Origin of the sequence: Paractinoplanes brasiliensis (assembly GCF_004362215.1) — a bacterium.
Taxonomy (GTDB): Bacteria; Actinomycetota; Actinomycetes; order Mycobacteriales; family Micromonosporaceae; genus Actinoplanes; species Actinoplanes brasiliensis.
In genome coordinates, this window is record NZ_SNWR01000001.1 from 2,509,169 (window position 1) to 2,529,245 (window position 20,077).

The 20,077-nt window shown below is 70.6% G+C and carries 16 protein-coding genes; 7 read left to right on the forward strand and 9 right to left on the reverse strand.

Going from position 1 to position 20,077, the window contains the following annotated elements; genetic code table 11:
* Window positions 1-56: 56 nt before the first annotated feature.
* Window positions 57-437, forward strand: a complete 381-nt coding sequence (locus tag C8E87_RS11110; protein WP_203720497.1) for a metallopeptidase family protein — start codon at window positions 57-59, stop codon at window positions 435-437.
* On the opposite strand, the gene C8E87_RS11115 is transcribed toward C8E87_RS11110, so the two are convergent.
* The 3 genes from C8E87_RS11115 to C8E87_RS11125 form a co-directional block, all read right to left on the reverse strand.
* Window positions 434-691, reverse strand: a complete 258-nt coding sequence (locus tag C8E87_RS11115) for a WhiB family transcriptional regulator (protein ID WP_014688021.1) — start codon at window positions 689-691, stop codon at window positions 434-436. The two genes, C8E87_RS11110 and C8E87_RS11115, sit on opposite strands and share 4 nt — an antisense overlap.
* 285 nt (window positions 692-976) lie before the next feature.
* Window positions 977-3,487 (reverse strand): bifunctional FO biosynthesis protein CofGH, encoded by a 2,511-nt coding sequence (locus C8E87_RS11120; RefSeq protein ID WP_133873018.1) that lies wholly within the window; start codon window positions 3,485-3,487, stop codon window positions 977-979.
* Window positions 3,488-3,577: 90 nt separating this feature from the next.
* Window positions 3,578-4,576, reverse strand: a complete 999-nt coding sequence (locus C8E87_RS11125; protein WP_133873019.1) for a hypothetical protein — start codon at window positions 4,574-4,576, stop codon at window positions 3,578-3,580.
* Between the two features lie 111 nt (window positions 4,577-4,687).
* On the opposite strand from C8E87_RS11125, the gene cofD reads away from it, so the two are divergent.
* From cofD to C8E87_RS11140, 3 genes are all read left to right on the forward strand, one after another.
* Entirely contained in the window at window positions 4,688-5,644 is a 957-nt protein-coding gene (gene cofD, locus C8E87_RS11130) for a 2-phospho-L-lactate transferase (protein ID WP_133873020.1), read from the forward strand.
* Window positions 5,645-5,976: 332 nt separating this feature from the next.
* Window positions 5,977-7,026, forward strand: a complete 1,050-nt coding sequence (locus C8E87_RS11135; RefSeq protein ID WP_239079955.1) for a coenzyme F420-0:L-glutamate ligase — start codon at window positions 5,977-5,979, stop codon at window positions 7,024-7,026.
* A 6-nt stretch (window positions 7,027-7,032) separates the two neighbouring features.
* Complete coding sequence (locus C8E87_RS11140; RefSeq protein WP_133873022.1) at window positions 7,033-7,587, forward strand: NUDIX domain-containing protein; 555 nt, start codon at window positions 7,033-7,035, stop codon at window positions 7,585-7,587.
* A 146-nt stretch (window positions 7,588-7,733) separates the two neighbouring features.
* Here C8E87_RS11140 and C8E87_RS11145 read toward each other — a convergent pair whose 3' ends face one another.
* Together C8E87_RS11145 and C8E87_RS11150 are read right to left on the reverse strand one after the other, a co-directional pair.
* Window positions 7,734-8,849 carry a mannose-1-phosphate guanylyltransferase gene (locus C8E87_RS11145; RefSeq protein ID WP_133873023.1) on the reverse strand — a complete coding sequence of 372 codons (1,116 nt, stop codon included), beginning with the start codon at window positions 8,847-8,849 and terminating at the stop codon, window positions 7,734-7,736.
* An 18-nt stretch (window positions 8,850-8,867) separates the two neighbouring features.
* Window positions 8,868-10,019, reverse strand: coding sequence for a glycosyltransferase family 4 protein (locus C8E87_RS11150; protein ID WP_133873024.1), 1,152 nt, complete (start codon window positions 10,017-10,019; stop codon window positions 8,868-8,870).
* Window positions 10,020-10,180: 161 nt separating this feature from the next.
* Here C8E87_RS11150 and C8E87_RS11155 point away from each other — a divergent pair, with 161 nt between their 5' ends.
* Window positions 10,181-10,885 (forward strand): TIGR03089 family protein, encoded by a 705-nt coding sequence (locus C8E87_RS11155; RefSeq protein WP_133873025.1) that lies wholly within the window; start codon window positions 10,181-10,183, stop codon window positions 10,883-10,885.
* 142 nt (window positions 10,886-11,027) lie between these two features.
* Here C8E87_RS11155 and C8E87_RS11160 read toward each other — a convergent pair whose 3' ends face one another.
* Both C8E87_RS11160 and C8E87_RS11165 read right to left on the reverse strand, forming a co-directional pair.
* Window positions 11,028-12,971, reverse strand: coding sequence for an acetoacetate--CoA ligase (locus tag C8E87_RS11160; RefSeq protein WP_133873026.1), 1,944 nt, complete (start codon window positions 12,969-12,971; stop codon window positions 11,028-11,030).
* Between the two features lie 63 nt (window positions 12,972-13,034).
* A complete protein-coding gene (locus C8E87_RS11165; RefSeq protein ID WP_133873027.1) occupies window positions 13,035-13,532 on the reverse strand; it encodes an acyl-CoA thioesterase in 498 nt (165 codons plus the stop codon).
* An 84-nt stretch (window positions 13,533-13,616) separates the two neighbouring features.
* Between C8E87_RS11165 and C8E87_RS11170 the strand changes: the two genes are divergently transcribed.
* Entirely contained in the window at window positions 13,617-17,423 is a 3,807-nt protein-coding gene (locus C8E87_RS11170; protein ID WP_133873028.1) for a hypothetical protein, read from the forward strand.
* A gap of 81 nt (window positions 17,424-17,504) precedes the next feature.
* On the forward strand, window positions 17,505-18,113 hold the full coding sequence (gene lexA, locus C8E87_RS11175) for a transcriptional repressor LexA (RefSeq protein ID WP_133873029.1): 609 nt from the start codon (window positions 17,505-17,507) through the stop codon (window positions 18,111-18,113).
* A gap of 361 nt (window positions 18,114-18,474) precedes the next feature.
* On the opposite strand, the gene C8E87_RS11180 is transcribed toward lexA, so the two are convergent.
* Together C8E87_RS11180 and C8E87_RS11185 are read right to left on the reverse strand one after the other, a co-directional pair.
* Window positions 18,475-18,849 carry a hypothetical protein gene (locus C8E87_RS11180; RefSeq protein WP_133873030.1) on the reverse strand — a complete coding sequence of 125 codons (375 nt, stop codon included), beginning with the start codon at window positions 18,847-18,849 and terminating at the stop codon, window positions 18,475-18,477.
* Window positions 18,850-19,130: 281 nt separating this feature from the next.
* Window positions 19,131-20,027 carry an arginase family protein gene (locus tag C8E87_RS11185; protein WP_239079954.1) on the reverse strand — a complete coding sequence of 299 codons (897 nt, stop codon included), beginning with the start codon at window positions 20,025-20,027 and terminating at the stop codon, window positions 19,131-19,133.
* Window positions 20,028-20,077 lie beyond the last annotated feature (50 nt).

Sequence of the window (20,077 nt, forward strand, 5' to 3'; positions counted from 1 at the left end):
CGGCGCGCAAGGCCGGGCCGGGGCATCCCGCACGCCGCGACCGGCACGGCCGGGGTCTGCGAGGCAGGCTGGTTCCGGCCACCGTTCCCCTGGCTCGCACCAAGGCCGAGGTCTTCGACGACCTGGTGCTGGACACCGTCGAGCAGCTCGAACGGCGCTATGCCAAGGAGCTGGCCGGTGTCGAGTTCGCCGTCGAGGACGTGCCGCCCGAGCTCAACGTCTACGACTCCGACGTGCTCGAGGACGGCGAGGTGCCGCTGGCCCGCCTGCTGCCCGGTCGCCCCGGCCGGCAGGAGCTCCCCCCACGCATCGTGCTTTACCGCCGGCCGCTGGAATTCCGGGCGATGGACCGTGAGGACCTCGCCGACCTCGTCCACGATGTGATCATCGAACAGGTCGCCAACCTGCTCGGAGTGGATCCCGACGAGCTGTCCTAGGCCACGCGACGCTTCAGCTTGCGACGCTCGCGCTCGGACAGTCCACCCCAGATGCCGAAGCGCTCGTCGTGCCCCAGCGCGTATTCCAGGCACTCGGCCTTGACCTCGCAGCGGCCGCAGATGCGCTTCGCCTCGCGCGTGGACCCACCCTTTTCCGGGAAGAAAGCTTCCGGATCAGTCTGCGAACACAGCGCCCGTTCCTGCCACTCGGGCGCGTCCCCGAGCAGGTCGACCCCTTCAACCTGCGCTTCCATCGGCGTGCCTCCCAATTTCCGCGCCGGCAGCAGTGCCGGCGCTGACCCCCCACGCACGCAGCGTGTTATTTGTGAGCAGAATTCGCATTCACGACTTCCTCACTCACAACCCCACCGAAATTACACGCGTGTAAGACGTGCGTCGTCAAGCCGAACCTGATAAATAGGCCCGTTTCCCCGGCGCGCCTTCGGCGCGTCGTGGTCCCGTTCCAGCCATATCTCTCCGGGGCACCGGAAAGTAACGCAGCCCGGCCCGGTTGCGTCCAATTTAACCCGATTTGTGATCTAGCGTCGACCGTAGGTTGTCGTCCGCTCCACGGCCGGGCGACCTGCGGCCGCGGCCAGCTCCTTCAGCTCGGCCACCGTACGAGCCGAACCGTGCTCGGAACCCGCCATGCGCGAGATCGTTTCCTCCATCAGGGTGCCGCCCAGATCGTTGCAGCCGCCGTTGAGCATGACCTGAGTGCCCTCGTCGCCCAGTTTCACCCAGGAGCACTGAATGTTGTCGATACGCCCGTGCAGCAGGACCCGGGCCATGGCGTGCACGACCCGGTTCTCGCGCCAGCTGGCGCCGTTGCGGGCGATGCCGGCCAAATAGATCGGGGCGTTGGTGTGGATGAACGGCAGCGCCACGAACTCGGTGAAACCACCCGTACGGTCCTGGATGCCGGCCAGCACCCGGAAGTGGCCGAGCCACTGACGCGGGTGGTCGACGTGTCCGTACATCATGGTCGAGCTCGACCGGATGCCCAGCTCGTGCGCCGTGCTGACCACGTCGACCCAGGCACTGGCCGGGAGCTTGCCCTTGGTCAGGACCCAGCGCACCTCGTCGTCGAGGATCTCGGCCGCGGTGCCGGGGATGGTGCCGAGCCCGGCCTCCTTCAGTTCGGCGAGCCAGTCGCGTACGGGGACGCCGGCCTTGGCCGCGGCGGTGACGATCTCCATCGGCGAGTACGCGTGGACGTGCATGCCGGGGACGCGCTGCTTGACGGCGCGCACCAGATCGGCGTACGCGGTCACGGGCATCTTGGGGTCGATGCCGCCCTGCATGCAGACCTCGGAAGCGCCGTCCTGCCAGGCCTGCTCGGCGCGATCGGCCACCTGCTCGACGGAGAGACGGTAGGCGTCGGCATCGTTCTCACGCTGGGCGAACGCGCAGAACCGGCAGCCGACGTAGCAGACGTTGGTGAAGTTGATGTTCCGGTTCACCACGTACGTGATGTCGTCGCCGTTGACCTCTTTACGCAGGTCGTCGGCGATGCGGGCGAGCTCGTCGAGGGTCTCGCCGTCGGCGTTGAAGAGCGCCATCGCGGCGTCCTCGTTCTGCTTCTCCAGCAGCGCGGCCGGGTTCTCCGAGGCGAGCTTGAGGCCCTTTATCGCGTCCGCCTCGATCCTGCGGGGCGCCTCGGTCGTGATGTGCGCAGCCACCTCGTCCCAGTCGCCGTAGACGTGGTCGAAATCGGACCGCCGGTCGCCCGTACGGCCCTCGGTGTCGATCGTCGCGAAAAGATCGGTGCGGCCCGACCCGTACGCCTCGTCGGGCTCCTGCCACGGCCGGCCCACCACCTCGGCGTCCTCGCGGGCCAGCCCGTCAGGACGGGCCAGCGCGGCCACATGGGCCGCCAGACGCGGGTCGAGCCAGCCCTCGGCGCCACGGCGCACGTACTCCGGATAGATCGTCAGGCGTTCCCGCAGCTCGAAGCCCGCCTCGGCGGACCGCTCGCGGAGCAGGTCGATCTGGGGCCACGGGCGTTCCGGATTGACGTGGTCAGGGGTGACCGGCGAGACGCCGCCCCAGTCGTCGATGCCCGCGCGCAGCAGCAGCGCGAACTCGGCGTCGATAAGGTTGGGCGGGGCCTGCAGCCGGGCCCGCGGACCCATGATGATGCGGCCCACGGCCACCGTCGCGGCCAGTTCCCGCAGCTCGGCGTCGGGCATGCCGCGCATCGCCGTGTCCGGCTTGGCGCGGAAGTTCTGGATGATGACCTCTTGGACGTGGCCGAACTCGCGGGCGGTGCGGCGCATCGCGAACAGCGCGTCGACCCGCTCGGCCGGGGTCTCGCCGATGCCGATGAGGATGCCCGTGGTGAACGGCACACCCACCCGGCCCGCGTCGTCGAGCACCCGCAGGCGGACGGCGGGCTCCTTGTCGGGCGAGCCGTAATGCGGGCCACCCGGCTCCGACCAGAGCCGGGTCGCCGTGGTCTCGAGCATCATGCCCATGCTGGGGGCGACCGGCTTGAGGCGCTGCAGCTCGGCCCAGCTCATCACGCCCGGGTTGAGATGGGGCAGCAGGCCGGTTTCCTCGAGCACGGCGATCGCGCAGGCGCGCACGTAGTCGAGGGTGGAGTCGTAACCGCGCTCGTCGAGCCACTGCCGGGCCGCGGGCCAGCGTTCCTCGGGGCGGTCGCCCAGCGTGAACAGCGCTTCCTTGCAGCCCTGGGCGGCGCCCTGGCGGGCGATCTCGAGCACCTCGTCGCGCTCGAGGAACGCGGCGGGCAGCCGATGCGGCACCGTCGCGAACGTGCAGTAGTGACACCTGTCCTGACAGAGCCGGGTCAGGGGGATGAAAACCTTGCGCGAGTACGTGACCACGCCCGGCCGCCCGGCCTCACGCAGACCCGCGTCGCGGACCCGGCCGGCGATCGTCAGCAACTCGTCGAACTGGTCGCCGGTAGCGGCCAGCAGAGCCGTCGCCTCCCCGGCGTCGACCGCCTTGCCGTCGGCGGCGCGGCGCAGGGCGCGCCGGATGCTCGCTTCTGTGGGCCCGTTTCCGACCGTGTTGACCTCTGCCACCCCAGCAGCCTAGGCCGGAAACCGCGCGGTTGCCCCGGGCGTACCGGGGCAACCGCAGTGGCATAGGACACGGACCGGCGGCGCGGCGGATCAGCGGCGCGGCGGATCCTCGTCGGCCGGGCCGAAGCCGGGGCGGTCGTCCGAGATCTTCTCGGTGCGGTCGTCGCCGGACGGGGCCGTGCCGGGCGGGGGCGTGCCGAACGAGTTCCCGCCAGGCACAGCCTGGGTCGGCTCCGCGAAGTTCGGGAAGGCAGTCGTGGGAGCCGGGTGCGGCGTGTACGGGCCGGGCGCGCCGGAGACGGGCGGCGCGGGCGGGGCCGACGCGGGCATCGGCACAGCCGGTTGGTTCCAGGCCGGCGGCTGACCGGGCTGACCCTGCGGCGCCTGGCCGGGCTGGGGCTGACCCTGCGGCGGCTGGCCGGGCTGGGGCTGACCCTGCGGCGGCTGGCCGTACTGCGGGGGCTGCCCAAATCCCTGCGGCGGCGGGTAGGCGCCCGGGGCGAAACCGGGCTGCTGCGGCGGCTGGCCGTAACCCGGCTGACCGGGGTAGGTGCCCGGCTGACCGTAGGCGGGCTGGCCGTAGACACCCGGCTGTTGCTGGGGCTTGGGCACCTGGAACAGGCCCTGCCAGAGGCGGAACACCGCGTACGCCGTCACGCCGAACACGGCCAGCCAGGCCGCGCGCACCAGAAGCTCCTCGAACGCGACCCGGGCGCCGTTGTTGCTCGCGTGGTTGATCAGGCCGATCAGCAACCCGAAGAGCAGGCCGAAGAGCGCCATCACCGCGTACTCGACGACGGCGATCAGCGTGATCAGCGCGGCCTTGGGGTGGCGCGGCTGCACCAGCACGGCCAGCAGCACGGCGGCGAGCGGCATGAACACGGTCGCCGTGTTGATGAAGCCGTAGAAGCTGTCCTGCGTGCGGTAACCGAACTGGTTCTCCCCGTCGGGGATCAGCCGGATGACGGCCACGAAGAGCAGCAGGGCGGGCGCGCCGACAAGCGCGTACGCCGCGAGATCGCGCAGCGGGCGGAGGAACTGCCCCGCCGGTTTACCCTCGCCCGGCACGGGCTGCGGTTGGCTGGTCACGGACATTCTCCCTGGCGACGGTGGGTAATTCCGGCCAAGGGTAGTCGGCTGACGCACGGGTTCGGACACCCGGCGGCGTGTTGTGTCATACGGGTGCGGGAGGATGACCGCATGCGGATCGTGGTCCTCTCCGGTGGCATCGGCGGCGCGAAGTTCCTGGCCGGCGTGCGCGCGCACGCCCGCGGCCTGGGCGCCGAGGTCACCGCCGTGGTCAATGTCGGTGACGACGTGCGCATGCACGGCCTGCAGATCTGCCCCGACCTCGACAGCGTCATGTACACACTGGGCGGCGCGCACGACCCCGAGCGCGGGTGGGGCAGGGTCGGCGAAAGCTGGGTGGTGAAGGAGGAACTGGCCGCCTACGGCGCCGAGCCGTCGTGGTTCGGCCTGGGCGACAAAGACACCGCCACCCATCTCGTACGCACCCGGATGCTCGCCGCCGGCTATCCGTTGTCGCAGGTCACGGCGGCTCTGTGCGCCCGCTGGCAGCCAGGTGTGACGCTGCTGCCGGCCACCGACGACCGGCTCGAGACCCACGTGGTGGTCGACGTCGACGGCGAACGCAAGGCGATCCACTTCCAGGAGTGGTGGGTCCGTTATCGCGGCGACCTGCCGACCCATCGGTTCGTCTTCGTCGGCGCGGACGCGGCCGAACCGGCGCCGGGGGTGCTCGAGGCGATCGCGGGGGCCGACGTGGTGCTGGTCGCGCCGAGCAACCCGGTGGTCAGCATCGCCCCGATCCTGGCCGTCAGCGCCATCCGGGACGCGATAGCCACCGGCCCCGCCCCCGTGGTGGGCGTCTCCCCCATCATCGGCGACTCGCCCATCCGCGGCATGGCCGACAAGTGCCTGGCCACGCTGGGGGTCGAGGTCACCGCGGCCGGGGTCGGCGGGCTCTACGCGGCCCGGGGGAACGGCGGCGTTCTCGACGGCTGGCTGGTCGACACGTCCGACGCCGGTGTCACCGTTCCCGGCGTCGAGACCCGCGCGGTCCCGCTGTGGATGAGCTCCGAGGAGGCGACGGCCCAGATGGTGAAGGACGCCGTGGCCCTGGCCGGTCTCGCCTGAGCTGTGTCCGGCACGGCTGTGGGGTTGTGTCCGGCCTGGCTTTCGGGTTGTGCCAGACGCGGCTCTCGGGCTGTTCGGCCTGGCTTTCGGGTTGTGCCAGACGCGGCTCTCGGGCTGTTCGGCGTGGCTTTCGGGTTGTGCCAGGCATGGCTCTCGGGCTTTGACCAGCGCGGCTTTCAGGTTTCAGCCGGCGCGGCATGGGGGCTGTGATCCGGGCGACCCTCGCCGGGGGCGGCCCGGCGGGGCAGAGTGGTCGTCGTTGCCGGTGGTGGTGGCGTAGGCGTCGGGCAGTGGTCCGGCGCCGCGAGGTGGGGCTGCAGAGGGGACGACAAGTGGAGGACGGGCTGGAGATCCTGCCGGTGCGCGGGATCGGGCACATCGTGGCCGGGGACGACCTGGCCGAGCTGATCACCGCGGCCGCGCCGTGGCTCGCCGACGGCGACGTGCTCGTGGTCACCAGCAAGATCGTGTCGAAGGCCGAGGGGCGGCTGGTCGAGGTCCCCGCCGACGGGCCCGAGCGTGAGCAGGCGCGCCGCGAGGTGCTGGCCGGCGAGACCGCGCGGGTGGTCGCGCGGCGCGGGCCGACCACCATCGTGCAGACCCACCACGGGTTCGTCATGGCGGCGGCCGGCATCGACGCCTCCAACGTCGACAAGACCCACCTCGTGCTGCTGCCCTCCGACCCCGACGCGTCGGCCCGGCAGTTGCGCGCCGACTTCCGCGCCCGCGGGCTGGACGTGGGCGTCATCATCTCCGACACGATGGGCCGGGCCTGGCGCAACGGGCTGACCGACGTCGCCCTGGGCGCGGCCGGCATCGAGCCGATCCGTGATCACCGGGGCGAGACCGACCCGTACGGGAATGAATTGGAGATCACCCAGATGGCGGTGATCGACGAGCTGGCCGCGGCGGGTGAGCTGGTCAAGGGCAAGTGCGACCAGGTGCCGGTGGCCGTGGTACGGGGCTACCCGCGCGCGGGCGTCCGCGACTCGGACGGCGCGTCGGTGCTGCTGCGCGACGCCGGGTCCGACATGTTCAGCCTGGGCACGGCCGAGGCCCGCGCGCTCGGCCTGCGCGAGGCGGCACAGTTGCCCGACGGGGCCCTTCCCGGCCGACCGGTCGATCCGGCCGCCGTCGACAGGGCCGCTGCCACCGTCGCCGGCCTGCTCTCCCCCGCCCTCACCGTCACCGCGGCCGAGGTCGTGGACGGCAGCGGCGCCACCGCGGCCCTGCACCTGACCACCCGGGACACCACTCCACCCGGGCTGATGCGGCTCGGCGCCGACGCGCACCGGTTGCGGGCCGCGCTGGCCGCCGAGTCGATCGTCACGCTGTCGCTGCCCCACGAGGACGGCCTCCGCCTTGAGCTCTCCGGAAACTGAGGTCCCGTGAAAGAACTGCACGCCGACGCCGTACGGGTGCTGACCGGCTGGACGCCGACGTCGGAGGACGCCGGCCAGGCCCGTGAGCAGACCCTGGCCCTGCTGGCCGCCGGGCCGGTCGCCATGACCCGCGCCCACCGGGCCGGGCATGTCACGGCCAGCTCGCTGATCGTGGACGGCGACGGGCGAATTCTGCTCTGCCTGCACGGGCGGCTGCGGAAGTGGATGCAGCTCGGCGGTCACTGCGAGGCGGGGGACGCGACCCTGGCGGCCGCTGCGCTGCGGGAGGCCACCGAGGAGTCCGGCATCCCGGGGCTCGTCCTCGACGAGGCGCCGATCGACATCGACATCCACGACGTAAGGTGCGGCGCGGCCGACGGCGTCCCGGCGACGCCGTCGGTCCACTATGACGTGCGGTTCCTGCTGCGCTGCCCGCCGGGCGCGCGTGAACGGATCAGCGCGGAGTCGGCCGAGCTGGGCTGGTTCTCCCCCGACGCCCTGCCCAGCCCGCTGGCATCGGGCACGATCAAGCAGATCGCCCCGGCGCTGGCCCGCCTCTGACCGCGCCGGCGCCTCGCTCCGCGGACCCAGCGGCACCCGAGGGCAGGCGGCTTGCTCCACCGCCCATGCCGCTCTGCTCGTTTCTGCCGCTCTGCTCGCGCCGGCGCCGGCGCGGCTCGATCGCTTCGGCGCCGGCGCGCTCCCGGCTATACGTAACCGTGCTGGCCCAGCTCTTTGAGCTCGTCGACCAGGCTCTTGACCTCTTGCGCGCGCTCGCGCGGGATCACCAGGACGGCGTCCGGCGTGTCGACGATGACCAGGTCGCGCACGCCCATGGCGGCGACGAGACGGCCCTCGGTCGGCACGACGACCAGGCCCTCGGTGTCGCGCAGCAGAACGCCCGCCTTCTGCTCGACGTCGCGGCCCACCACCACGTTCCCGGAGGGGTCGGCCGTCAGCACCTCGCCCAGCGTGTGGAAGTCGCCGACGTCGTTCCAGCCGAAGTCGCCGCGGACCGTGCCGACCCGCCCGGCCGCGGCCGCGCCCTCCATGACGGCGTAGTCGACCGAGATGCGCGGCAGGGTCGGCCAGACCTCGCCGAGCACTTCCTCGCGGGCGGACGTTTCCCAGGCCTGGGCGATGCGCGAGACACCCGCCGCGAGCTGGGGCTGCTGACGCGCCAGCTCGGCCAGGAACGCATCGGCCCGCCAGACGAACATGCCGGCGTTCCACAGGTAGTTGCCCGATTTCACGTAGCCCTCGGCCACGTCGTACGTGGGCTTCTCCTTGAACTCCTCGACGGCGAGGACCGGGCTGTCGCCGATCGCGCCGCCGCACTGGAGGTATCCGTAACCCGTCTCCGGGCGGGTCGGGGTGATGCCGAGGGTCATCAGCAGACCCTGGCGGGCGCCCTCCATCGCCGTACGGATGACCTTGGTGAAGTTTTCCTTCTCGGCGATCAGGTGGTCGGACGCGAACGAGCCCATGATCGCCTCGGGGTCACGCCGGGCGATCACGGCGGCGGCCAGGGCAATCGCCGCGCAAGAGTCCCGCGGCGACGGCTCGACCAGCACGTTCGCGTCGGGAATTGCCTCGAGCTGCCGCGAGACGGCGGCCGCGTGGGCCACACCGGTGACCACGAAGATGCGGTCGGCCGGGGCCAGCAGGTCGAGCCGGTCCACCGTGGCCTGCAGCAGCGATGCCTCGGTGCCGGTCAGCGAATGCAGGAACTTCGGGTGACCGGCCCGGGACAGCGGCCACAGCCGCGTGCCTGTCCCACCAGCCAGCACCACGCCGTAAAGACCGCCGAGTTGATCGCTCATGCGCACAGAGTGTAAAGGTCAGGGTGTCGCGACCCGTTTCCAGGTTGTGACGTGTACTTCCGCGCTGGACGCCCAGGTGAATTCCTTGGCCCGGTCGAAGCCCGCCTTGGCCAGCGTGAGGCGCCGCGGCTCGTCGTGCAGCAGGTCGGCCAGGTCGGTGGCGATCCGGTCGGCATCCTCGGTCGTGTACGCCACGGCGTCGCCGCCGACCTCGGGCAGCGAGAGCCGCGGGGTGGTGAGGACCGGGGTGGCGCAGGCCATCGCCTCGAGGATCGGCAGGCCGAAGCCCTCGCCGAACGACGGGTAGCAGGCGACCAGCGCGCCGCCGAGGAAGCCGGGCAGGTCGGCGTAGCGTAAATAGCCCGGACGCAGCAGGCGCAGGTGCGACGGCACCTCGGCCACGGCGCGGTCGATCTCGTCGTCGTGGCCCTGGCCCCCGGCGAGCACGAGCGCGGGCGGGTGCGGCCAGTCGGCGACGGCGCGGGCCCAGCCCCGGATCAGGTTCGGCACGTTCTTGCGCGGTTCCTTGGCGCCCAGGAAAGCGACGTAACCGGCGTCGGTGAGGCCGAGCCGGGCGCGGACGCGAGCCTTTTCCTCCTCGGTCGGCGCGTGGAACGCCGCCTGGTCGACGCCGTGGTAGGCCACGTCGATGCGGGTCGGGTCGGCGTCGAGGAGCCGGATCAGCTCGTCACGGGTCGCCTTGCTGGGCACGATGACCCGGGCCGCGCGGCGCAGCGAGGTCTTGATCGCGCTGCGGAAGAAGGTTCGCTTGGTGTTGTCGTAATGCTCCGGTTCGGTGAAGAACGTCGCATCGTGCACGGTCACCGTGACGGGACATCCAGCGCGCAGCGGACAGGTGTAGAAGGGCGAGTGCAGCACCTGGGCGCCGACCTGCTGGGCGAGCAGGGGCAGGCCAGTCTGTTCCCAAGCCAGCCGGGCCGGGCGATGCGCCACCGCAGCCGGGCCGGCGATCACCTCGGCCTTGTGGTCGAGCATGCGGCTGTAACGCTCCGCATCCGACCGCTGAGCCACAACGGCCAGATCGACCCGGTCAGGATCCATCCGCCCGAGGGCGCCGAGCAGGCCGTCGACGTATCTGCCGACGCCTCCTCGATCTGCGGGAACGCTGGTGGCGTCGACGAGCACTCGCGGGGGGCGACCGGCGGTCACGAGGCAACTCCCAAAGAGGTGGTAATTCCGACCACTGGCAAGGGTACGCCCGGAATGCATCCCGCATGTGACCGCGACACCGCCTTGTTCCCGGCGTTTCGCCAGTTCTCATCGCGCGTTCAGGAGCGATCACCCTGCGTGATCCCTCTATCGTTGGGCCGGTGGAGACGACGATCCCGCAGGTGCTGGCGTCCGCGGTGCGCCGCGATCCGGCAAGCCCGCTGCTGACGTTCTACGACGACACGAGCGGGGATCGGACCGAATTGTCCGGCGCAACGTTGGACAATTGGGTGTCAAAGACGGCAAATATGCTGGTCGACGGCCTGGGGCTGGGCGCCGGGGACACTGCCGCGGTGGCGCTCCCGCCGCACTGGCAGACGGCCGCGATCCTGCTCGGGGTCTGGTCCGCGGGCGTGGCGGCCGAGATCAGCGATCCCGAGTCGGCCGACGTTCTCTTCACGGCGCCCGATCAGGCAGCAACGACAAAAGCCTCGGACCGGTACGCGACGGGTCTGCTGCCCTTCGCGATGCCACTGCGCGAGCTGCCGGCCGGTTTCGCCGACTACGTCCTCGAAGTACGCCAGTTCGGCGACCACTTCCCGGGGCAGCCGGTGGCGGCGGGCGATCCCGCCCTCAACGACCGCACCCACGCCGAGGTGCTGGCGGCCGCCGCGGCCCGGGCCACCGAGCTGGGCATCACTGCGGGCGGCCGGGTCCTTGTCGACGCCGCGACCCACGCCGACCCGGTCGACTGGCTGCTGGCGCCGCTGGTGACCGGTGCGTCGATCGTGCTCTGCGCCAACATCGACCCGGCCAGGGTGACCAGCCGGGCCGAGTCGGAAAAAGTCACGCTCGTCGTCGCCTGACCTGCCTCTCGGCCATGCTCGTCTTTGCCTGGCCCGCTCGTCGCTGCTCAGCTCGGTCGCCGTTGCCCAGCTCGGTCGCCGTTGCCCAGCTCGGTCGCCGTTGCCCAGCTCGGTCGTCGCTGCCTAGCTCGGTTGGCGCTGCCTAGCTCGGTTGTCGTTGCCGGGCCAGTTCCTCGAAGGCCAGCAGGGACTCCGGGTTGGCCAGGGCGCCCTTCGCGGCTGCCGACTCGACCGGGGTGCCGGTCAGGATGCGCTTGACCGGCACCTCGAGCTTCTTGGCGGACAGGGTGCGGGGCACCGCCCGTACGGAATGGATCTCGTCGGGGATGTGGCGAGGGGAAAGCGCGGCGCGCAGCTCGCCGGCGATCTTTTTGCGGAGCGGTTCGTCGAGCTCGAACCCCTCGGCCGGCACGACGAACAGCAGCAGCTCGCCGTTCGGGTCGTCAGCCTTCGCCAGGTGCACGACGACCGAATCGGCCACCTCGGGGAGGCTCTCGACCACGGAGTAGAACTCGGACGTGCCCAGCCGCACCCCGCCGCGGTTGAGTGTCGCGTCGGAACGGCCGGTGATCACGCAGGAGCCGTCGGCGCCGATCGTGATCCAGTCACCGTGCCGCCACACGCCCGGGAAGTAGTCGAAATAGGCCTCGCGGTAGCGCTTCCCGTCGTCGTCGTTCCAGAAACCGACCGGCATGCTCGGCATCGGGGCGGTGATCACCAGCTCGCCCAGCTCGTTGATCACCGGGCGGCCGCCCGCGTCGTACGCCTCGACCCTGGCCCCCAGGGCACGGCAGGCGATCTTGCCCTCGACCACCGGGAGCAGCGGGACGGCACCGACAAAACCCGTGCACACGTCGGTGCCGCCGGACAGCGACTGCAGCTGAAGCCGGGTGCCGACCGCCTCGTAGACCCAGTCGAAACCCTCGGGCGGCAGCGGGGCGCCGGTCGAACCGACACCCCGGAGCCTGTCCTTACGCGGGGTCAGCCCGGCCTTGCGGCAGGCCATGAGGAACGGGGCCGAGGTGCCGAAGTACGTGATGCCGGCCTCGTCGACCAGATCCCACAGGACCGACATGTCGGGAAAGCCGGGGTTGCCGTCGAACAGCACGATCGCCGCGCCCACGGCCGGGGCGCTGACCAGGAAGTTCCACATCATCCAGCCGGTCGTGGTGAACCAGAAGAAGCGGTCGCCGGGGCCGAGGTCGTGGTGCAGGGCGAGCATTTTGAGGTGCTCGAGGAGTATGCCGCCATGGCCGTGGACGATCGGTTTCGGCAGCCCCGTGGTGCCTGAGCTGTAGAGCACGTAGAGGGGATGGTCGAAGGCGAGTTCCTCGTACGCCATGGGCTCGTCGGTTTCGGCCATCAGGTCACCGAACGTGTCCTTGGCGGGGTCGAGGTAGCCGATGGTGACGACGTGTTCGAGGGATGGAAGGGCTTCTCGGATGGCCGCGACCTCGGCGGTGCGGTCGATCGGCTTGTCGCCGTAGCGGTAGCCGTCCACTGCGACCAGGATTTTGGGTTCGATCTGTTGCCAGCGGTCGATCACACTGCGTACGCCGAATTCGGGCGCGCACGACGAGAAGACGGCGCCGAGGCTGGCGGCGGCGAGCATCAGGACGTACGTCTCTGCGATGTTCGGGGCGTACGCGGCTACTCGGTCGCCTTTTCGCACGCCCTTGGCCTTGAGACCCGCTCGGACGATCCGGACCTTTTCGCGTAAGTCGCGTTTTGTCAGTGTCATCGGGGCACGGGTCTGGGAGTGGGCCAGGACGACCGGGTCGTCGTCGGCGAGGCCAGGCATGCGGAGCACGTGCTCGGCGTAGTTGAGGGTCGCACCGGGGAACCACTTCGCTCCCGGCATCTCCGCGCTCGCCAGCACACCCGAGGGCGGGTTGTGCGAAATCACCTCGAAGTAATCCCACATCGACTGCCAGAACGCGGGCAGGTCGTCGACGGACCACTGCCACAACGCCGCATAGTCGGCGAAGTTCAGGCCACGCTCGCGCTCCAGCCAGGACAGATAGCGCCCGATCCGGGATGTCTCGCGAACATCGGCCGGCGGCTCCCACAACACTGCGCCCGTCATGCGATCACCTTAACGTTCATTCAGCCCACTGTTGCTTCCTGCCCAGCCCTCTTGCGTACCGGGTCAGGCCTCTCTGGCCTTCTGGATGGCGGCGCGGCGGGCCAGGCGGTGCTCGCGCCGGATCAGGGCCTCGCGCCAGCGGCGCTCGTCGTCCGCGTTCTCCGGAACCACCGGAGGAACGTGCCTGGGATGTCCGGCTTTGTCCACCGCCACGAACACCAGGTACGCCGTGGCCACGGTCAACGGCTCGGCGGCGACCACGTCCCAGCGCTCGCCGGACAGCTTGACGCCGACCTCCATCGAACTGGTGCCGGTCCAGTTCACTTGCGCGTACGCGTGCACCAGATCGCCGACCCGGACCGGCTCCAGGAAAACGATCTCGTCGATCGCGGCCGTCACCGCCGTGCCGCCGCTGTGCCGGGCCGCCGCCGCGCCCGCCACGTCGTCGACGAACTTCATCAGCACGCCGCCGTGCACAGTGCCGTACAGGTTGACGTCGACCGCGGTCATGATCCGGCTCAGCGTGACCCTGGAATGGCTGGTGGGACGGCCTTCATTCATGCGGCGTACGTTACGGCGTCCTTCCGTGCGGTTGCCCCTCGACGGTACGGTTCGACGGGCAGCCAGTGTTCGGGGAGTGAAAGCGTGCGCCACTTCAGGTCGATCTTGTATGCCCTCGTACTGGCACCGGCGGTGTGGGTCCTCGCCGGGGTCGGATTCACCCACGACCTGACCACCCGGGGCCGCGACGACTTCGCTGTCGAATCGGCGACGGGTCTGCTGCTCCTGCTGCTGGCCGGGTCGGCGTACGCGATCCTGCTCCTCGCCCCGATCTCACCGGCCGGGCCGGTCTTCGGTGGGCTCGCCTACCTGGGCGTCTCAGTGTGGGCGCTGATCTCGCCGGACGGGTACGCCGGGGTATGGCCACGCGAACTGGCGCAGGAGGGCTTCGACGTCAGCCGGCCGGGATACGGGCTGGCCGCGATGCTGGCCCTGCCGCTGCTGTGCACGGCGTTGAGCGTGCGCCGATGGGAACGGTACGAGCCGCCGGTGCTGCCGCTGATCGGCCCGGTGGGGCGGGCACGCGGGAAGGCCGCCGTGGTGGGGACGCCACCGGCCGCCACGCTTCCCACGGCTGTCATTCCGCCGGGGCCTGCGTACGCTCCCGCACCGACCGACCCCGATCCGACGTCGGTCCTGCGTGTTCCCGCTCCGGGAGACCCTGATCCGACGTCGGTCCTGCGTGTTCCCGCTCCGAGAGACCCTGATCCGACGTCGGTGCTGCGTGTTCCCGTTACCGCCGAGGCCAACACGACCACTGCGGTGATTGGGCCTGCCTCTGTTGCCGCTCCGGATTCTGGTTCGTCCGGAGGCGCCGCGGGTGGTCCGGCATCTCGGGCATTCGGCACCCCGCCGGACGGTGGTGACGACACACCCACGGTCGAGGCTTTCCCGTACGCTCCCGCCGACCCCGACGCGACTTCGGTGCTGCCCCCGGTTTCGCCCTCGGACGAGGTCACCGCGGCCGGCACTTCTGCGCCCGCGGCTGACCCCTCCCCAGTCGCTTCGCCTGCGGCTTCGCCCGAAGTTGCTTCGTCCGCAGTTGCTTCGTCCGCAGTTGATTCGTCCGCGTCCGCCGCTTCGTCCTCAACCGCTTCGTCCTCAACCGCTTCGCCTTCAGCCGCTTCGCCTTCAGCCGCTTCGTCCGAAGTTGTGTCGTCTGAAGTTATGTCGTCCGAGGTGGCTTCGTCTGCAGCTGCTTTGTCCGCGGGGGATGCGATCGACGCAGCTGTTCCCGCGGCAAGTTCCGCGACCAACGCGGCTGCCCCCGCCACGAGTTCCGCGACCAACGCGGCTGCCCCGGCCGCGAGTTCGGCGACCAACGCAGCTGCCCCCGCCGCGAGTTCGGCGACCAACGCAGCTGCCCCCGCCGCGAATTCCGTGACGACTACCGCTGTTCCGGCGGTGGCCGACACAACGGCGCCGGCGCCGGCCGGGCCCCTGCGCGAGGTTGCCGCCGTCGCGCCGGAGGACGAAGCCACCATCGCATGGACAACCGTCCGCGACGAGCGCCGGACAACGGTGATCGTGTCCGCCGACGAGGCCGCCACAGTGGTCGCCCTCTGCAACGGCCAGGCCTCGACCAGGCGGCCCACCGTTACGCCGCCCCCCGCCGAACCCGAGGTCAAACACCTCGACCCGGCACCTGGAGCCCCGGCCGGCAGCTCCCTCACGTCCGCTCCCACTGACGGCGACGCGGCCACAACAGTTCTGGCTGCCGCCACCACAGCGACGAACGACGAGCAGGCACCCACCGACTCCGGCGAGGCGGCTGCTGAGGTTTCCGCCGACGACGAGACAACGGACATCATCGCCGCCGCGGAAGTCGCCGAGCACAAGCAAGAGACGACGCCCGACGTCGCCACCGCCGGGGCTCAGGAAGGCGACACCGAAGAAGCCACCGCCGATCTGACGAGCGGCGAATCCACGACCAGCGGCGAGCAGGCAACGCCCGCGACCAGCGACGCCACCAGCCACGAAATCCGGGACAACGACACAACGAGCGTTCTTGCCGTTGCCGACGGGGGCGACGAACGAACCGCTGACTTCTCCACCAGCGGGGCTCAGGATGGTGACGAAGCCACGACCGATCTGGTGAGCGGGGGAGCTGGGAAGGACGGCGAGCGGGCGGCCGCCGACGTTTCTGGCGTCGACGCTCGGAACGGTGAGGCTGAAGAGACGACGAACGTGCTCGCTGTCACCGGTATTGCGGACGGCCCGGAGGAAGCGCGCGACGCCGCGGTTCGGGGTAGCGACACCGAGCAGGAGACAAGCGGCCTGGCCGCCGCGAATGGTGGGCAGCCGGGCGGGTTGACTGCCGGGGACGCTGAGTCCGATGTGGTGGGTGAGGCGGGGGCTCGACTCGCGGGTGACGGCGTTGCGGCAGGCGAGGGCGTTTCGCCCGTACGGGAAATTGGCTCGGCGGATGGTGGCGCGGGCGGAGAACCGGCCGTTGAGGATGCTCCGTTGTTCGTCACGGCGAAGGCCAAGCCGGCGCCTCACTCGCGGGCCGTCCATCCAGACTTCGAGGAGACTCGGTCGTTCGAGGCGCCCGATCCGGAGCGGACCCGGGCCATCAAGATCGGGGAGCTGACCACCAAGCTTCCGGTGACGCCGGCTGCGGGGCAGGACCTGCCGGAGGGCGTGAACGAGCCGGCCAAGGCACGTGCTTCGGTGGCGGCGCCCGACGTGGACGGGCCCGATCTGAGCGGGGCCGAAGTCACCCGGTCGTTCTCGGCACCGGATCCGGAGCAGACGCAAACGATCGGAGTAGTCGCCGCTCACGATTCCGGGTTGACCTACACCATCCCGGCGGTTGCCGAGCCGATTGCTGGGGCCGACGGTGCGGTTGCCGGACAGGGCGACGCGTCGGATTCGGAGACGACTCGCACCATCACGGTGATCACTTCGGAGGACGCGCACGCCGCCTCGGGGCTTGACGATGCGGAGGTCACGCGGTCGCTCAGCGCGCCGGATCCGGACCGTACGCAGACGATCGAGGCGCTGGCCGAGATCACCCGGTCGCTGGACGCGTCCGACCCGGACCATACGCAGCCGATCAGGATTGCCGCGCCGATTGAGGAACTGCGGCTGATGCCGCCGGTGGCGCCCCCGGGGATCGATCGGCACCCGGGGCTCCTGGAGGGCGATCGCGGAGCCCTCCCGAGTGCGGAGGAAACCCAGGTCGTTGTGCTCGACCCGGATCGTACGCAGATCATCCGGCCGGGGTCGGTCGAGCCGCCCGGGGAGCGTACCGAGATCATCCGGCTGCCTGTGGGGGGAGCGGAACCGCCTACGGAGGAAGCGGCGGAACCCGGAACGGCGCACGAGAACCCGCATGTCGATGCAGGTGCGGACGAAGCCGGGCGCACGGAGCAAACCGAACGTGCGGCGCAGGCCGAACCCACAGAGCGGGCCGAACGTACAGAGCAGGCCGAACCCACAGAGCAGATCGAGCGCACAGAGCAGGCCGAACCCACAGAGCAGATCGAGCGCACAGAGCAGATCGAGCGCACAAAGCAGGCCGAACCCACGGAGCAGATCGAGCGCACAGAGCAGATCGAGCGCACAGAGCAGGCCCAGCGCACCGCGCAAACCGAACGTGCAGCGGAAACCGAGCGCGCGGCACAAAGCGGACGTGCCGAGCAGACTGAGCGTCCGGAGCAAGCCGGGAGTGCGGAGCAAGCCGGGAGTGCTGGGTCGTCCGAGCGTGTGGGGATCGGTTCGATTGCGGAGGTGGAGCGGCCGGACTTCGCTGAGGATCCGACCAGCCGGATCGTGACGGGTGGCGGGAACGAGCCCGATGGGGAGAAGCGCGGCATGACCGTGATGAGCATGGAACGGCCGCCCGAGGACGGGCCCGCCGTGCCGGAACAACGCCGACCGAGCTGAGCAGGGGCTACCGCGTAAAGGTTACGGGCTGTCACTCGATCGCGTCGTACAAATGATCGAAGAATGTAGTATCATCACCGCATGTCCACGGACGACGTGCCCCTGAGCAAGCGGCAACGGCAGATCCTTTCGATGATCCGTGAGTGGATCGACCAGCACGGTTACCCTCCGACGATCCGCGAGATCGGCGCCGCCGTCGGGCTCGAATCGCCGTCGTCGGTGACCCATCAGCTCAAAGTCCTCGAGGATCGCGGGTTCATCCGGCGTGGCGCCCGGGGCTCGCGGGCGATCGACGTGCGCACCCCGGGTGAGCAGGCCAATGTGCCGGTCCCGGTGATCGGCACGATCGCGGCGGGCGCGCCGATCCTGGCCGACGAAAACGTGGACGAGGAGCTCAACCTGCCGTTGAGCCTGGTCGGCCACGGCACGCTGTTCGCGCTCAAGGTCAAGGGTGACTCGATGATCGAGGCCGCGATCTGCGACGGCGACACGGTGGTGGTGCGCCAGCAGCAGGTGGCCGACAACGGCGACATCGTGGCCGCCATGATCGACGGCGAGGCCACGGTCAAGGTTTTGCGGCGCAACGGGCGGCACATCGAGCTGGTTCCGCGAAACCCGGCCTACGACGTCATCCCCGGCGACGACGCCACGATTCTCGGCCGGGTGGTGACAGTTCTGCGCCGCGTCTGACGCTGCGGCCGACGGCCGCACCACGGCCTCGGCCGCCGACGGGGTCGCGGGCGGCAGCCGCCGACCGGGTCGCGGGCGGCAGCCGCCGAAGCCGGGGTTCCGTCGCGTTGCTGGCGCGAGGGCTCCGTCGCGTTGCTGGCGCGAGGGCTCCGTCGCGTTGCTGGCGCGAGGGCTCCGTCGTCGAGTCATGTTTGCTCGGCCCTTTGCGGGGGCGACGACGCGTACGTCTGGAAAACGCACTCGGGCCGCATCGGTGGAGATGCGGCCCGAGCACGGGGGTGGTTCGAAGCGGGGAGCGAGAGCATGGACGGAACCCTCGCGCCCGCGACTTCAACGGGGCCGGACTACACGGCCCGGGTGATCAGCGGTGGCCGCGCGGACCGTGACCGCCGTGACCGTGACCGCCGTGACCGTGACCGCCGTGGCCGCGGAAGTCACGCTCGACCTCGAGGGCCCACAGGCCGCGCTTGAAGCCGAAGCGGACCCGGTCGCAGTCGTAGTCGTCCCAGCGGTGGGTGATCTCGCCGATGCGGCCGGCCCGCTCGCAGGCACGCAGGGTGCGGAAGTAGCCGACGACGCGGTCGCGGCCCCAGCCCTTCTCGGCCTTGGTCGTGGTGGCGGGCTTGGCGGCCGGGGCCTTGGTGCTGTCGGCGGCCATCGCGGGGCCGGCGGCCATGGTGGCGCCGGCGACCAGGCCCATCGCCATCATGGTGAACGTGCGTGCTGCCTTGTTCATGTCTACCTCCCAAGTTGGTGCTGCCTTCTGCTACAGATCGTGGCATATCGGACACGCCAGTCCTGATCAGGCAAATACGTACTTTCGGACGATCTTGCTTGGCCGTTTGTGTGGCCGGTCACAGTAGGCGCGAAACGGGAGCGCTGAGCGACTCGCATCCGAGCATCCGGACAGCGCGGATCGTCCGTACACTGCGGACCGTCCGGGCGCGGTGGGTTTCAGAAGCGTCCGGCGGCGGCCCGCACGGGGGCCGGAGGCGGGGCGCGTCGGTCAGCGTGGCGTCAGGCGCTCAGGGCGGCGGCGACCGCTGAGGAGAAGTCGCTCAGCACGGCGCGATCGGGGGCGTGGTCCGGATTGACCTCGGTGATGACCAGCGCGGCCAGCCGCGAGCCGCTTCGGGCGAAGACGGACAGGCAGGTCATGGCCTCGTGCAGCGTCAGCCCGACGGGGTCGCCCCCGGAGTTGGGGACGTCGGCGATCGGCATGTCGTTGAAGACGAGCACGTCGACGTCGAAGTGCAGCACGAACGACTCGCCCGCGGCGGCCAGCGCCTTCTCGGCCGCGGACCGGGCGTCGCGATGCACGTCGGCGGCGGTGATCCGGGCTATGGACAGCTCTTCGAGCAGGGTTCGTTCGTGGTCGGGACCGTCGGCGGGCAGGGCGTCCCCGAAGGACACGACACGTCCGGGCGTCAGCGGCTCGCCGACCGCCGCGACCTCGGGTAGGTGGCCGGGCAGCCGCAGCAGGTGGGCCAGGCCCATGGCGTCGAGGTTGCCGACCGGGCGGGTCTCGGGGGTGTAGAGGTCGGGGCCACCGTCCATGTAGAGCAGTGCCGGTTCGCGGGCGGCGCGGTCGAAACCGGCCAGGACGCCGATGGTGATGCTGCAGTCACCGCCGAGCACCAGGGGAACGTGGCCGTCGGCGAGGATGGCCGCCACCGAACCTGCTACGTCGTCGGCCACCGCGGCGACGGTTGCGGCGTTCTGCCCGGCGGAGCGCGCCGGGTCGGGCCGCCATCGGAAGCCGCGGACGTCGCCGCGGTCCTCGACGTCGAGGCCGCCCGCGCGCAAGTTGTTGACCAGGCCGGATTCCCGCAGGGCAGCCGGGCCCCGCTCGATACCGGGCGTGTGCGCGCCCGCGCTCGACGGCACACCCAGCACTGCCCATCGACGGCTCACGACCCCATCGTGCACCAAACGGACGGCAGGCGCCGACCCGCACGAGCCGT